This window comes from Streptomyces sp. ISL-12 (assembly GCF_018614415.1).
In the GTDB taxonomy this organism is placed as follows: Bacteria; Actinomycetota; Actinomycetes; order Streptomycetales; family Streptomycetaceae; genus Streptomyces.
On the sequence record NZ_JAGGOO010000078.1, the window covers coordinates 99,921 to 113,518 of the forward strand.

Here is a 13,598-nt window from a genome sequence, read left to right on the forward strand (position 1 = left end):
TGACCGGACGAGACCGGGAGGTGTGCGCGATGCTCAGTGAACGAAGGCTGCAAGTGCTGCGCGCCATCGTCCAGGACTACGTCGGCACCGAGGAGCCCGTCGGCTCCAAGGCCCTCACCGAGCGGCACAGCCTCGGCGTCTCCCCGGCGACCGTGCGCAACGACATGGCGGCGCTGGAGGAGGAGGGGTTCATCGCCCAGCCGCACACCAGCGCCGGGCGCATCCCCACCGACAAGGGCTACCGGCTCTTCGTCGACAAGCTCGCCGGGGTCAAGCCCATGACCGCCCCCGAGCGGCGCGCGATCCAGAACTTCCTGGAGGGCGCCGTCGACCTCGACGACGTGGTGGCCCGCACGGTGCGGCTGCTGGCGCAGCTGACCCGGCAGGTCGCCGTGGTGCAGTACCCGTCGCTGACCCGCTCGACCGTGCGGCACGTGGAGCTGCTCTCGCTCGCGCCCGCGCGCCTGATGCTGGTGCTGATCACGGACACCGGGCGGGTCGAGCAGCGCATGGTCGACTGCCCGTCGCCGTTCGGCGAGACCTCGGTGGCGGATCTGCGGGCGCGGCTCAACAGCCGGGTCGCGGGGCGCCGGTTCACGGACGTGCCGACACTGGTCGAGGACCTCCCCGACGCCTTCGAGGCGGAGGAGCGCGGTACGGTCGCCACAGTGCTCTCCACGCTGCTGGAGACGCTGGTCGAGGAGAACGAGGAGCGGCTGATGATCGGCGGCACCGCCAACCTCACCCGCTTCGGCCATGACTTCCCCCTCACGATCCGGCCGGTGCTGGAGGCGCTGGAGGAGCAGGTCGTGCTCCTCAAGCTGCTCGGCGAGGCGAAGGATCCGGGCGTGACCGTACGGATCGGTCATGAGAACGCCCATGAAGGACTCAACTCCACGTCCGTCGTGTCGGTGGGCTACGGTTCGGGCGGCGAGGCGGTTGCCAAGCTCGGCGTGGTCGGACCGACCCGCATGGACTACCCGGGAACGATGGGAGCGGTACGCGCAGTGGCACGGTACGTCGGACAGATCCTGGCGGAGTCATAAGTGGCCACGGACTACTACGCCGTACTCGGCGTGCGCCGCGACGCGTCCCAGGACGAGATCAAGAAGGCGTTCCGGAGGCTCGCCCGCGAGCTGCACCCGGACGTCAACCCCGATCCGAAGACCCAGGAGCGGTTCAAGGAGATCAACGCCGCCTACGAGGTGCTGTCGGACCCGCAGAAGAAGCAGGTCTACGACCTCGGCGGCGACCCCCTGTCGCAGAGCGGCGGCGCCGGCGCCGGCGGGTTCGGCGCGGGCGGCTTCGGGAACTTCTCGGACATCATGGACGCGTTCTTCGGCACGGCGTCGCAGCGGGGACCCCGTTCGCGCACCCGCCGCGGCCAGGACGCGATGATCCGTATCGAGGTGGAGCTGGACGAGGCCGCCTTCGGTACGACCAAGGACATCCAGGTCGACACGGCCGTCGTCTGCAACACCTGCAACGGCGAGGGCGCGGCCCCCGGCACCTCTGCGCAGACCTGTGACATGTGTCGCGGGCGCGGTGAGGTCTCGCAGGTCACCCGGTCCTTCCTGGGCCAGGTCATGACCTCCCGGCCCTGCCCCCAGTGCCAGGGCTTCGGCACGGTCGTGCCGACGCCGTGCCCCGAGTGCGCGGGCGACGGCCGCATCCGCTCCCGCCGCACGCTGACGGTGAAGATCCCGGCCGGTGTCGACAACGGCACGCGGATCCAGCTCGCGGGCGAGGGCGAGGTCGGCCCCGGCGGCGGCCCGGCCGGCGACCTGTACGTCGAGATCCACGAGCTGCCGCACTCGCAGTTCCAGCGCCGGGGCGACGACCTGCACTGCACGGTCACCCTCCCGATGACGGCGGCGGCCCTCGGCACCAAGGTGCCGCTGGAGACGCTGGACGGCCTGGAGGAGGTCGACATCCGGCCCGGTACCCAGTCCGGCCAGTCGATCCCGCTGCACGGCCGCGGCGTGACCCACCTGCGCGGCGGCGGCCGGGGCGACCTCATCGTGCACGTCGAGGTCCAGACGCCGACCAAGCTCGACCCCGACCAGGAGCGCCTGCTGCGCGAACTGGCCAAGCTGCGCGGCGAGGAGCGGCCCCAGGGGCAGTTCCAGCCGGGTCAGCAGGGGCTGTTCTCCCGGCTGAAGGACGCCTTCAACGGCCGCTGAGCGGACGGGTCGTTCTCGCGGTCGAAGGACGCGTTCGACGGGCGCCGGCGCACGTCCGTACGACGGTGAGCGGAGCCCGGCCGGGGCACGGAAGGTCGGATTCGGTCCTGCCCGGAGGACATGGCACGATGCGGTCATGTCCTCCGCGCTGACCGATCTCTTCCCGTACCCGATCGTGCAGGCTCCCATGGCGGGCGGCGTCTCCGTGCCCCGGCTGGCCGCCGCCGTCTGCGAGGCGGGCGGGCTCGGCTTCCTGGCCGCCGGGTACAAGACGCCCGACGGGATGTACCAGGAGATCAAGCAGCTGCGGAGTCTGACGAGCCGCCCGTTCGGCGTGAACCTCTTCCTGCCGCAGCCGGAGACGGCCGACCCCGCGGCCATCGGCGTCTACGCCCACCAGCTGGCCGGCGAGGCCGCCTGGTACGAGACGGAACTCGGCGACCCGGACAGCGGCCGGGACGACGGCTACGAGACCAAGCTCGCCGTACTGCTCGACAACCCCGTGCCGGTGGTGTCGTTCCACTTCGGCGTCCCCGGCCGTGAGGTGGTCGACGCCCTGCACCGCGTCGGCACCTTCGCCGTGGTCACCGCCACCACCGCCGACGAGGCCCGGGCCGTCGAGGAGGCCGGCGCCGACGCGGTGATCGCGCAGGGCGTCGAGGCCGGCGGCCACCAGGGCACGCACCGGGACGCCCCGGAGACGGACGGCTCCGGCATCGGGGTGCTGTCGCTGGTCGCCCAGGTACGCGAGGCGGTGAACCTTCCGGTCATAGCCGCCGGCGGTCTGATGCGCGGCGGCCAGATCGCCGCCGTCCTCGCGGCCGGTGCGAGCGCGGCCCAGCTCGGCACCGCCTTCCTCGCCACCGCCGAGTCCGGCGCGCACGCCCTGCACAAGGCCGCGCTGACCAACCCCCTGTTCGTCCGCACCCAGCTGACCCGCGCCTTCTCCGGACGCCCCGCCCGCGGCCTGGCCAACCGCTTCCTGCGCGAGCACGGCCCCTACGCCCCCGCCGCCTACCCGGACGTCCACCACCTCACCGCGCCGCTGCGCAAGGCGGCCGCGCGGGCGGGCGACCCGCAGGGCCTGGCCCTGTGGGCGGGGCAGGGCCACCGGATGGCCCGCGACCTGCCCGCCGGGCAGCTCATGGAGGTGCTCGTGTCCGAACTCACCGCCGCCGGGGCGGCGTTGTCGCACTACACCACCGGAGGTGCGGACCGATGACGGCACCGGTGTTCGTGGCCGACTCCCTCGACGACCTGCCCGGCGGGGAGTACGTCCTCGACGGACCCGAGGGACGGCACGCCGTCTCCGTGAAGCGGCTGCGGCCCGGCGAGGACGTCGTCCTCACCGACGGGCACGGCCACTGGGCCGAGGGCGTCGTCAAGGCCGCCGAGGGCAAGGACCGGCTGGTCGTCATGGGGCTGCACGCCGTGGTCGAGGAGCCCGCGCCCCAGCCCCGTATCACCGTCGTACAGGCCCTCCCCAAGGGCGACCGGGGGGAGTTGGCCGTCGAGACGATGACCGAGGTCGGCGTCGACGCGATCGTGCCCTGGGCGGCGTCCCGGTGCGTCACACAGTGGAAGGGCGACCGGGGCCTCAAGGCGCTCGCGAAGTGGCGGGCCACCGCCCGGGAGGCCGGCAAGCAGTCCCGCCGGGTCCGCTTCCCCGAGGTCGCGGACGCGGCGACGGCCAAGCGGGTTGCCTCACTTCTGGCCGACGCCGACTTCGCCGCCGTACTCCACGAGACCGGAACGGAACCGCTGGCCGGCGCCGAACTCCCCGCCGAGGGCGACATCGTGCTCGTCGTCGGCCCCGAAGGCGGCGTCTCCCGCGAGGAGTTGGCGCTCTTCCAGGAGGCGGGCGCCCGGCCGTACGTCCTCGGCCCCACCGTCCTGCGCACCTCGACCGCGGGAACCGCCGCCGCCGCCCTGCTCCTGGGCCGCACGGGTCGCTGGGGCTGACCGCGCCGGGGTGGTGCGGAGTGTCCGTATGCGCCCTACCGCCCCGCCCCCGTCGGTGGCAGTCTGCCCGCATGGGGGTTTTGAGGCGTCTTCGGCTCGGGCGGCGCGGGGTGCCGGCCGCCGTACTGGCCGTCGTGGTCGTCGGCTCCGTCGTGGCCTGCGATCCCGCCGGTGTGAGTTCCGCGTCGGTGGCGTACACCACCGACGAGACGGTCACCCGCGAACTGGAGCGGCGGGACACGGGCGTGCGGTGGATCACCTGCAACGCGTCCTACGACGGCGGTGCGAGCCCCTCCGCGGGGGAGCGGACCGTGGCGGAGGTCGACTGCGAGGGGCAGACCGACGACGGCAAGGACATCACCGTCGACGGCCACGTCACCCGCGTCGTCGAGGGCTCCTGCGTGCGCGGCGAACTCACCGCCAAGGTCGACGGCAAGGAGCGGTTCCGGGTCAGCGGGCTGGGCGACTGCGACGCCACCCCCACCCCGCCGGTGAACAGCGACCCGACGCGGAACGGACCGGGGCCCACCGTCACCGTGACCGTCACCAAGACCGTCTACTGCCAGACCCGCCCCCAGTGCTGGCCCGAGGGCAAGTGATCCAAACCCCTGTCCCGCGCCGCCGCCGCTGCTTAGGGTGAGGGGGTGACTCAGTCCGCAGCTGCTGCCTACCTCCGGTTCCCGCATCCACACGGTGAGTTGACCGCCTTCACCGCCGAGGACGACGTGTGGCTCGCGCCCCTCGACGGGGGACGCGCCTGGCGGGTCAGCGCCGACAACACCCCCGTCACCCAGCCGCGCATCTCGCCCGACGGCACCACGGTCGCCTGGACCTCCACCCGGGACGGTGCCCCCGAGGTGCACGTCGCGCCGGTCGACGGCGGCCCGTCCCGGCGCCTGACGTACTGGGGCAGCTTCAGGACGCAGGTCTGCGGCTGGCTGCCGGACGGCCGGGTACTGGCCATCAGCACCTACGGCCAGGCCAGCCTGCGCCGCACCTGGGCCCGCGCGGTCCCGCTGGACGGCGGCCCCGCCGAGACCCTGCCCTACGGCCCCGTCGGTGACGTCGCGTTCGGCCCGCACACCGTGCTGCTGTCCGCGCCGATGGGCCGCGAGGCCGCCTGGTGGAAGCGGTACCGGGGCGGTACGGCGGGCAAGCTGTGGATCGACGCCGAGGACGACGGGGAGTTCGTACGGCTCCACGCCGGTCTGGACGGCAACATCGAGTACCCCTTCTGGGTCGGGATGGGGGTCCCCCCGGTCGAGCGCAGCCGAGACTGGGGGAGGCTCGCGTTCCTCTCCGACCACGAGGGCACCGGCGCGGTGTACTCCTCCCTCGCCGACGGCACCGACCTGCGCCGCCACACCCCCCTCGGGGGCTTCTACGCCCGGCACGCGGCCACCGACGGCACCCGCGTCGTCTACTCCAGCGCCGGTGAGCTGTGGACGCTGGACGACCTGGACGGCGCCGAACCCCGCCGCCTCGACGTACGGCTCGGCGGCCCGCGCGTCGACCTCCAGCCCTACCCGGTCAACGCCGCCCGCTGGTTCGGCTCCGCCTCCCCCGACCACACCGGGCGCGGCAGCGCCGTCGCCGTGCGCGGCGGCGTGCACTGGGTCACCCACCGCTCCGGCCCCGCCCGCGCCCTCGCCGCGACTCCCGGTGTCCGGGCCCGGCTGCCGCGCGCCTTCCGCGCCGACGGCGAGCAGTGGGCGGTGTGGGTGACCGACGCCGAGGGCGAGGACGCCCTGGAGTTCGCGCCCGCCACCGGCCTGCTGCCCGGCGCCACCCCGCGCCGCCTCGCCGCCGGACGGCTCGGCCGCGTCCTCGGCCTCGCGATGGCCCCCGACGGCAGCAAGGCCGCCGTCGCCTCCCACGACGGCCGGGTCCTGCTCGTCGAGCGGGCCACCGGCGAGGTCCGCGAGGTCGACCGCAGCGAGGACGGCGACGCCCGGGGCCTGGTCTTCTCGCCGGACTCCGCCTGGCTGGCCTGGTCCCACCCCGGGCCCCGCCCCCTGTCCCAGCTCAAGCTCGCCAACACCACCGACCTCACGGTCACCGAGGCGACCCCGCTGCGTTTCCAGGACTACGCCCCCGCCTTCACCCTCGACGGCAAGCACCTGGCGTTCCTCTCCACCCGCTCCTTCGACCCGGTCTACGACGAGCACGTCTTCGACCTGGGCTTCGTCGAGGGCACCCGCCCGCACCTGATCACGCTGGCCGCGACCACGCCGTCGCCGTTCGGCCCGCAGCGCCACGGCCGCCCCTTCGAGACCTCCGACAAGGAGGGCACCCCCGACAGCGAGGGCGCCCCCACCACCCGCGTCGACCTCGAAGGACTCGCCGACCGGATCGTGCCCTTCCCGGTCGAGGCCGCCCGCTACTCCGGCCTGCGCGCCGCCAAGGACGGCGTGCTGTGGCTGCGCCACCCGGTCACCGGCGTCCTCGGCGCCTCCCGGGCCACCCCCGAGGACCCCGACCCGGGGACCGAGCTGGAGCGCTACGACCTCGCCCAGCAGCGCGTCGAGCACCTGGCCTCGGACGCCGACCGCTTCACCGTCAGCGGCGACGGCAAACGCGTCCTGCTGTGGACCGACGGCCGCCTCAAGGTCGTCCCCAGCGACCGCCGCGCCTCCAACGACGACGACAGCGACACCAACATCACCGTCGACCTCTCCCGCGTCCTGGGGACCGTCGACCCGGCGGCCGAGTGGCGGCAGATGTACGAGGAGACCGGCCGCGTCATGCGGGACCACTTCTGGCGGCCCGACATGAGCGGCGTCGACTGGGACGGCGTACTGGACCGCTACCGCCCCGTCCTCGACCGCGTCGCCACCCACGACGACCTGGTCGACCTCCTCTGGGAGGTGCAGGGCGAGCTGGGCACCTCGCACGCCTACGTCGTCCCGCGCGGCGGCCACGGCCACGGCGCCCGGCAGGGCCTGCTCGGCGCCGACCTCTCCCGCCACGAGGACGGCACCTGGCGCGTCGACCACGTGCTGCCCTCGGAGACCTCCGACCCGCACGCCCGCTCCCCGCTCGCCGCACCCGGCGTCGCGGTACGCGCCGGGGACGCGATCGTCGCCGTCTCCGGCCGCCCCGTCGACCCGGTCACCGGCCCCGGCCCGCTCCTCGTCGGCACGGCGGGCACCCCGGTCGAGCTGACCGTCCTGCCCGCCGGCGGCGGCGAGGCCCGGCACGTCGTGGTCGTCCCCGTCGCCGACGAGGAACCCCTGCGCTACCACGCCTGGGTCGCCGACCGCCGGGCCCGCGTCCACGAACTGTCCGGCGGCCGGCTCGGCTACCTCCACGTCCCCGACATGCAGGCCCCCGGCTGGGCCCAGATCCACCGCGACCTGGCCGTCGAGGTCGCCCGCGAGGGCCTGGTCGTCGACGTCCGGGAGAACCGCGGTGGCCACACCTCCCAGCTCGTCGTCGAGAAACTGGCCCGCCGGATCGTCGGCTGGGGCGTGCCGCGCGGCATGCGGCCCTACAGCTATCCGCAGGACGCCCCGCGCGGCCCGGTCGTCGCCGTCGCCAACGAGTTCTCCGGCTCCGACGGCGACATCGTCAACGCCGCGATCAAGGCCCTCGGCCTCGGCCCCGTCGTCGGCACCCGCACCTGGGGCGGCGTCATCGGCATCGACAGCCGCTACCAGCTGGTCGACGGCACACTGGTCACCCAGCCGAAGTACGCCTTCTGGCTGGAGGGCTACGAGTGGGGCGTGGAGAACCACGGCGTCGATCCGGACGTGGAGGTGGAGCAACGCCCGCAGGACCACGCGGCGGGCCGGGACCCCCAGTTGGACGAGGCGGTACGACTGGCACTCGAGGCTCTGGAGACGGTACCGGCGAAGACGCCCCCGGGCCTGCCCTCCTAGGGGGCACCTAGGGGGTGTCCGCACCCGGCGACGATACGCTTACGATCACCACCTGACCCGCCCGAAGGAGCACCCGCACATGCCAGGGGACCCCCAGGAAGACTGCCTCTTCTGCAAGATCGCCGCCGGCCATATCCCCGCGACCATCGTCCGCGAGACGGAGACGACCGTCGCCTTCCGCGACATCAATCCCCAGGCCCCCACGCACGTCCTGGTGATCCCCAAGGCCCACTACAAGGACGCCGCCGCCCTCGCCGCCGGCGCCCCGGAACTCGCCGCCGACGTCCTGCGCGAGACCCAGGCCGTCGCCGACGACGAGAAACTCGACAGCTACCGCATCGTCTTCAACACCGGTGCCGGCGCCGGACAGACCGTCTGGCACACGCACGCCCACGTCCTCGGCGGCCGTGGCCTCCAGTGGCCCCCCGGATAAGCCTTGTCCGTACGCGAACTCGTCGTCCTCGGCACCGCCAGCCAGGTCCCGACCCGCCACCGCAATCACAACGGCTACTTCCTGCGCTGGGACAGCGACGGCATCCTGTTCGACCCCGGCGAGGGCACCCAGCGCCAGATGGTGCGCGCCGGGGTCGCCGCCCACGACCTGAACCGGATCTGCGTCACCCACTTCCACGGCGACCACAGCCTGGGCCTGGCCGGTGTGATCCAGCGCGTCAACCTCGACCGCGTCCCGCACGAGGTCACCGCCCACTACCCCCGCTCCGGGCAGCGCTTCCTCGACCGCCTCCGCTACGCCACCGCCTACCGCGAGACGGTCGCCCTCACCGAGGCCCCGGTCGACACGGACGGGGTCCTGGCCCGCACCCCCGCCTACACCCTCGACGCCCACCGCCTCTCGCACCCCGTCGAGTCCTACGGCTACCGCCTCACCGAGCCCGACGGCCGCCGCATGCTGCCCGACCGCCTCGCCGCGCACGGCATCCAGGGACCGGACGTCGGCCGCCTCCAGCGCGAGGGCGTACTGAACGGCGTCTCGCTCGACGACGTCAGCGAACCCCGCCGCGGCCAGCGCTTCGCGTTCGTCATGGACACCCGCCTCTGCGACGGCGTCTACGCGCTCGCCGACGGCTGCGACCTGCTGGTCATCGAGTCGACCTTCCTCGACGAGGACGAGACCCTCGCCGTCGAGCACGGCCACCTCACCGCCGGGCAGGCGGCCCGCGTGGCCCGCGACGCCGGGGTGCGCCACCTCGTCCTCACCCACTTCAGCCAGCGTTACTCCGAGCCGGAGGAGTTCGAGCGGCAGGCACGGGCCGCCGGATACGAGGGCGAGCTGACCGTGGCCCGTGACCTGCTGCGGGTGCCGGTTCCGAAACGTCGGTAAAGTCCCCGTACCATTCTGTGATGCCCCTGCCCAAAGCTGAACTGCACCTGCACATCGAAGGCACCCTGGAGCCGGAGCTGGCCTTCGAGCTGGCCGCCCGCAACGGTGTCGCCCTGCGTTACCCGGACACCGAGGCCCTGCGCGAGGCGTACCGCTTCGCCGACCTCCAGTCCTTCCTGAACCTGTACTACGAGCTGATGGCGGTCCTGCGCACCGAGCGGGACTTCGAGGACCTCGCCAACGCCTACCTGGCCCGCGCCGCCGCGCAGGGCGTGCGGCACGCGGAGATCTTCTTCGACCCGCAGGCGCACACCGCCCGGGGCGTCGCGCTCGGCACCGTCGTCGAGGGGCTGTGGCGGGCGCTCGGCCGCAGCCGGGAGAACCACGGCGTCTCCACCCGGCTGATCCTGTGCTTCCTGCGCGACCAGCCCGCCGACGCGGCCCTGGAGACGCTGACCGCCGCCCGCCCCTACCTGGACCGCATCACCGGCATCGGCCTGGACTCCGCCGAGGTCGGGCACCCGCCGGCCAAGTTCCGCGAGGTCTACGCCGAGGCCGCGGCCCTCGGGCTGCGCCGGGTCGCGCACGCCGGCGAGGAGGGCCCGCCGGCCTACATCACCGAGTCCCTGGACGTGCTCGGCGTCGAGCGGATCGACCACGGCCTGCGCTGCGCCGAGGACCCGGCACTCGTCGAACGGCTGGTGCGCGACCGCGTCCCGCTGACCCTGTGCCCCCTGTCCAACGTCCGGCTGCGCACCGTCGAAACCCTCGCCGACCACCCGCTGCCCGCCCTGCTCGACGCCGGGCTGCTGTGCACGGTCAACTCCGACGACCCCGCCTACTTCGGCGGCTACGCGGGCGACAACTTCGACGCCGTACGGGACACGCTGGGCCTCGGTGAGGACCGCCTGCGCGAACTGGCCCGCAACTCCTTCCTCGCCTCCTTCCTGGAGGACGACGAGGAGCTGCGGGCCACGTACCTCGCCGAGGTGGAGGCGTACGTCTTCCCCTAGCTCACCCGGCAGTTCACCCGGCCGAGGGCCCCTGCTGGCGGGGCCCCGCCGTGCCGTAGGCCCGCCGGACGGGAACGGCCGCGCCGTCCACCGGGATCTCCACGACCGGCTGCTCCGGCGCCCCGACCTCCGGCACCGCCCCGCTCGGCGTGCCGGTGGTCGCGGCGACCACGGCGGCCGCGTGACCGCCGCGCCGGCGGACCGCGCCGGGCAGCAGCGGACGCCCGCCGGTGTGCAGGGCCACGGCCGTCATCGGCACGGCGATCAGCAGCAGTCCGGCGCCGAGGACCACGCCCATGCCCGCGAACCCGGCCTGCGCGGCCAGCACACTGCCGGTCAGCGGCCCGGCCGAGGTGCCCAGCGAGGACGCCGAGCCGATGAGCACCGCCCACCGGCCGCGCGGATCGAGCGAGGCGGCGAGGCCGATCAGATAGGACAGCACCACCGGGTAGAGGGTGTTCCAGACGATCTCCCCGGCCGTGAAGGAGACGGGCCCGGTCGCGGACGCGGTCAGCGCGATGCACCCGGCGATCAGCACCGTCCCGGCGCCCACCGGCACCGCGCGCCCCAGCCGGGCGCCGAGCGCCCCGGCGGTCAGCACCCCGACCAGTCCCGCGCCCAGCGCCGCCGCGAGGACCGCGCCGAGCGCGGCCTCGCCGAGGTGCGCCTGTTCCAGGCCGATCCGGCTGCTCACGCCCCACAGGGAGTTCTGCGCGAGCGACCAGCACACCATCGCGCCGGCGAGGACCAGTCCGGAGCGGCGGCGGGGGAGCGGGGCCCGCTCGTGACCGGCCGTCACGTCCCGGGTCGGGCCGGGCAGCCGGCCGGTCAGCGGCCACACGGCGAGCGCGGTCAGCGCTATGGCGGCCAGCGGCAGCCCGTGGCCGGACCCGAGGTGCGGGACGGTCAGGTAGACGGCGGCGGCCAGCGCGGAGACGGACAACAGGCCGAGCGTGGACGCCCGGTGGGGGTCCTTCTCGGCGGCGATCCGGGTGGCGGCGACCGTCGTCGCCGTACCCGACCCGAACCCGCCCACGACCGCGCCGGCCACGACGCCCGGTACGGAGGCGGTGAGCGCGGCGGCGCCGTAGCCGAGCGCGGCCAGGGCGAGGCCCAGCCGGGCCAGGGTCCGGGCGCCGGCCCGCTCCACGCGGGAGGCGAGCAGGAATCCGGCCGACGCCGAGCTGAGCAGCAGCGCGCTGCCGACGGCACCGGCCTGGGTGGCGGTCAGGGGGAGCCCGGCGTCCAGTCTGCCGACGGTGGTGGGCAGCAGGTACGGGGCGAGGTACCCGGCCGTGAAAAGGGCGACGAGGGGCCAGGGGGTGGTGCGGGCGAACACGGGCGTTCCCAAGGCATGCGAAAGGAAGCGGTCAGGGAAGTGCAAAGAAAGGAGAGACTGCGACCTTTGATTGACAGGCGCGCGGGCAATTTGTATCAAGCGCGGGCAGGCGCGAGCGAAACCAGATGATGTGATCTAGGTCACTGTATGGTTTGCATACCGGGAAGCCGGGTAGCAGTTGGCGCTGCCGCGGGTCGGCCGACCCGTTCCCGCCCGGAACGGGCACCTCCGCTTTCGCCCGGATCTCCCGCGTCACCGCGACGATCCGCCGCTCGTGCGCGGCGTCAGCCGGGCCACGGCACCGAGCAACTGATCGCGTCCTGGACGGGGTTGTCGTAGCGCGGCGCGAAGCCGACGATGCCGAGGACGCCGGCGTGGCCTCGGCGGTCACCGCGCCCGTGTGACAGGAGAGGAAGCCAGGGCCCGGCCGACGCACCCGGCATCCAGCGGTCGACGGAACCCCGGACACCACCAGGGGTCGACCGGTGCCCGCCCTGCACCTCGCGCGGTACGCGCACCGATCCGCCCCGGCGCCCGGCGCGACGGCCGACGGACCGTCGGTGCCGTGGTGCACACTGGCCTGCATCCGCACCACGTCAGGGAGCGCACACGTGACCGCCTCCATCGCGCCCTTCGGAGAGGGGCACCACCGTCACCCGGGCGCCGGCCCGTCGGCCGACCCGCTGGCCGCCCTGCGCGCCCCCGGCGACCCGCCCGTCGACGTCTACCTCACCGGCACCGTCTTCCTCGACATCATCTTCACCGGCCTCGACTCCGCCCCGGTGCGCGGCACCGAGTCCTGGGCCCGCGGGATGGGATCGAGTCCCGGCGGCGTCGCCAACATGGCCACCGCCCTGGCCCGCCTCGGCCTGCGCACCTCGCTCGCCGCGGCCTTCGGCGACGACCACTACGGCGACTACTGCTGGGACGCCCTCGAACAGGGCGAGGGCATCGACCTGTCCCCCTCCCGCACCGTCCCCGGCTGGCACTCGCCGGTGACGGTCTCCATGGCGTACGAGGGGGAACGCACGATGGTCTCCCACGGCCACGAGGCCCCCGCCGAGGAACAGCCCGCCCCCGGCTGCCCCCCACGCGCGCGCGGCGCCGTCGCCTCCCTCACCCCCGGCGTCCGCGCCCCCTGGATCGCCCGCGCCGCCGCGCACGGCACCCGCGTCTTCGCCGACGTCGGCTGGGACGACACCGGCGCCTGGGACCTGGCCGCCCTGCCCGACCTGGCGCACTGCGAGGCGTTCCTGCCCAACGCCGAGGAGGCGATGCGCTACACCGGCACCGACTGCCCGCGCGCCGCCGCCCACGCCCTCACCGAGCACGTACCGCTGGCCGTCGTCACCCTCGGCGCGGAGGGCGCCTACGCGGTGGACCGGCGCACGGGAGAGACCGCCGAGGTCCCCGCCATCGCCGTGGAGGCCCTCGACCCGACCGGCGCCGGGGACGTCTTCGTCGCCGGGTTCGTCACCGGCACCCTGGCCGGCTGGCCGCTCGCCGACCGCCTCGCCTTCGCCGGGCTGACCGCCGCCCTCTCCGTCCAGGAGTTCGGCGGCTCCCTGTCCGCGCCCGGCTGGTCCGAGGTCGGCGCCTGGTGGCGCGAGGTGCGGTCGGTCGACGACCAGGACCCGGCGGCCCTGTCCCGGTACGCCTTCCTGGCCGACCTCGTGCCCGACGGCGGCCCCTGCCACGCGGCCCGCCCGTGGCCGCTGCGCCGCGCGGTCCCCACGATCGGCTTCCGCACACCGCAGTGAGCAACTGCCGTGAGCGGACCGGAGGGGGCGGACCACGGTGATACGAAAACTCCTACGGTGTTGTCAGTCCACCGTCGTACCCTGGAACACGCGAGGCCGCCCTCAGCGTGCGGCCATG

11 protein-coding genes are annotated in these 13,598 nt (G+C 74.1%); 10 read left to right on the plus strand and 1 reads right to left on the minus strand.

Annotation, left to right across the window (positions count from 1 at the left end; translation table 11 throughout):
- The first annotated feature begins 29 nt into the window (after positions 1-29).
- The 9 genes from hrcA (at position 30) to J7I94_RS22000 (ending at position 10,381) form a co-directional block, all read left to right on the plus strand.
- Positions 30-1,046, plus strand: coding sequence for a heat-inducible transcriptional repressor HrcA (gene hrcA / locus J7I94_RS21960; RefSeq protein ID WP_215169109.1), 1,017 nt, complete (start codon positions 30-32; stop codon positions 1,044-1,046).
- On the plus strand, positions 1,047-2,183 hold the full coding sequence (gene dnaJ / locus J7I94_RS21965) for a molecular chaperone DnaJ (RefSeq protein ID WP_215169111.1): 1,137 nt from the start codon (positions 1,047-1,049) through the stop codon (positions 2,181-2,183).
- Between the two features lie 136 nt (positions 2,184-2,319).
- A complete protein-coding gene (locus J7I94_RS21970; protein WP_215169112.1) occupies positions 2,320-3,405 on the plus strand; it encodes a nitronate monooxygenase in 1,086 nt (361 codons plus the stop codon).
- Positions 3,402-4,145, plus strand: a complete 744-nt coding sequence (locus J7I94_RS21975) for a 16S rRNA (uracil(1498)-N(3))-methyltransferase (RefSeq protein WP_215169114.1) — start codon at positions 3,402-3,404, stop codon at positions 4,143-4,145. Before J7I94_RS21970 ends, J7I94_RS21975 begins: the two co-directional genes overlap by 4 nt.
- Before the next feature lie 71 nt (positions 4,146-4,216).
- Positions 4,217-4,744 (plus strand): hypothetical protein, encoded by a 528-nt coding sequence (locus J7I94_RS21980; protein ID WP_215169116.1) that lies wholly within the window; start codon positions 4,217-4,219, stop codon positions 4,742-4,744.
- 45 nt (positions 4,745-4,789) lie between these two features.
- The gene (locus tag J7I94_RS21985) at positions 4,790-8,026 is read left to right on the plus strand and encodes a S41 family peptidase (RefSeq protein WP_215169117.1); all 3,237 of its coding nucleotides are present in this window, start codon (positions 4,790-4,792) and stop codon (positions 8,024-8,026) included.
- Positions 8,027-8,105: 79 nt separating this feature from the next.
- Entirely contained in the window at positions 8,106-8,459 is a 354-nt protein-coding gene (locus tag J7I94_RS21990) for a histidine triad nucleotide-binding protein (RefSeq protein ID WP_215169118.1), read from the plus strand.
- A gap of 3 nt (positions 8,460-8,462) precedes the next feature.
- Entirely contained in the window at positions 8,463-9,368 is a 906-nt protein-coding gene (locus tag J7I94_RS21995) for a ribonuclease Z (RefSeq protein WP_215169119.1), read from the plus strand.
- Positions 9,369-9,388: 20 nt separating this feature from the next.
- Positions 9,389-10,381 carry an adenosine deaminase gene (locus J7I94_RS22000; RefSeq protein WP_215169120.1) on the plus strand — a complete coding sequence of 331 codons (993 nt, stop codon included), beginning with the start codon at positions 9,389-9,391 and terminating at the stop codon, positions 10,379-10,381.
- A 13-nt stretch (positions 10,382-10,394) separates the two neighbouring features.
- Here the strand turns inward: J7I94_RS22000 and J7I94_RS22005 are convergent, their stop codons facing one another.
- The gene (locus tag J7I94_RS22005) at positions 10,395-11,720 is read right to left on the minus strand and encodes an MFS transporter (RefSeq protein ID WP_215169121.1); all 1,326 of its coding nucleotides are present in this window, start codon (positions 11,718-11,720) and stop codon (positions 10,395-10,397) included.
- Positions 11,721-12,331: 611 nt separating this feature from the next.
- Between J7I94_RS22005 and J7I94_RS22010 the strand changes: the two genes are divergently transcribed.
- A complete protein-coding gene (locus J7I94_RS22010; protein WP_374198408.1) occupies positions 12,332-13,480 on the plus strand; it encodes a carbohydrate kinase family protein in 1,149 nt (382 codons plus the stop codon).
- Positions 13,481-13,598 lie beyond the last annotated feature (118 nt).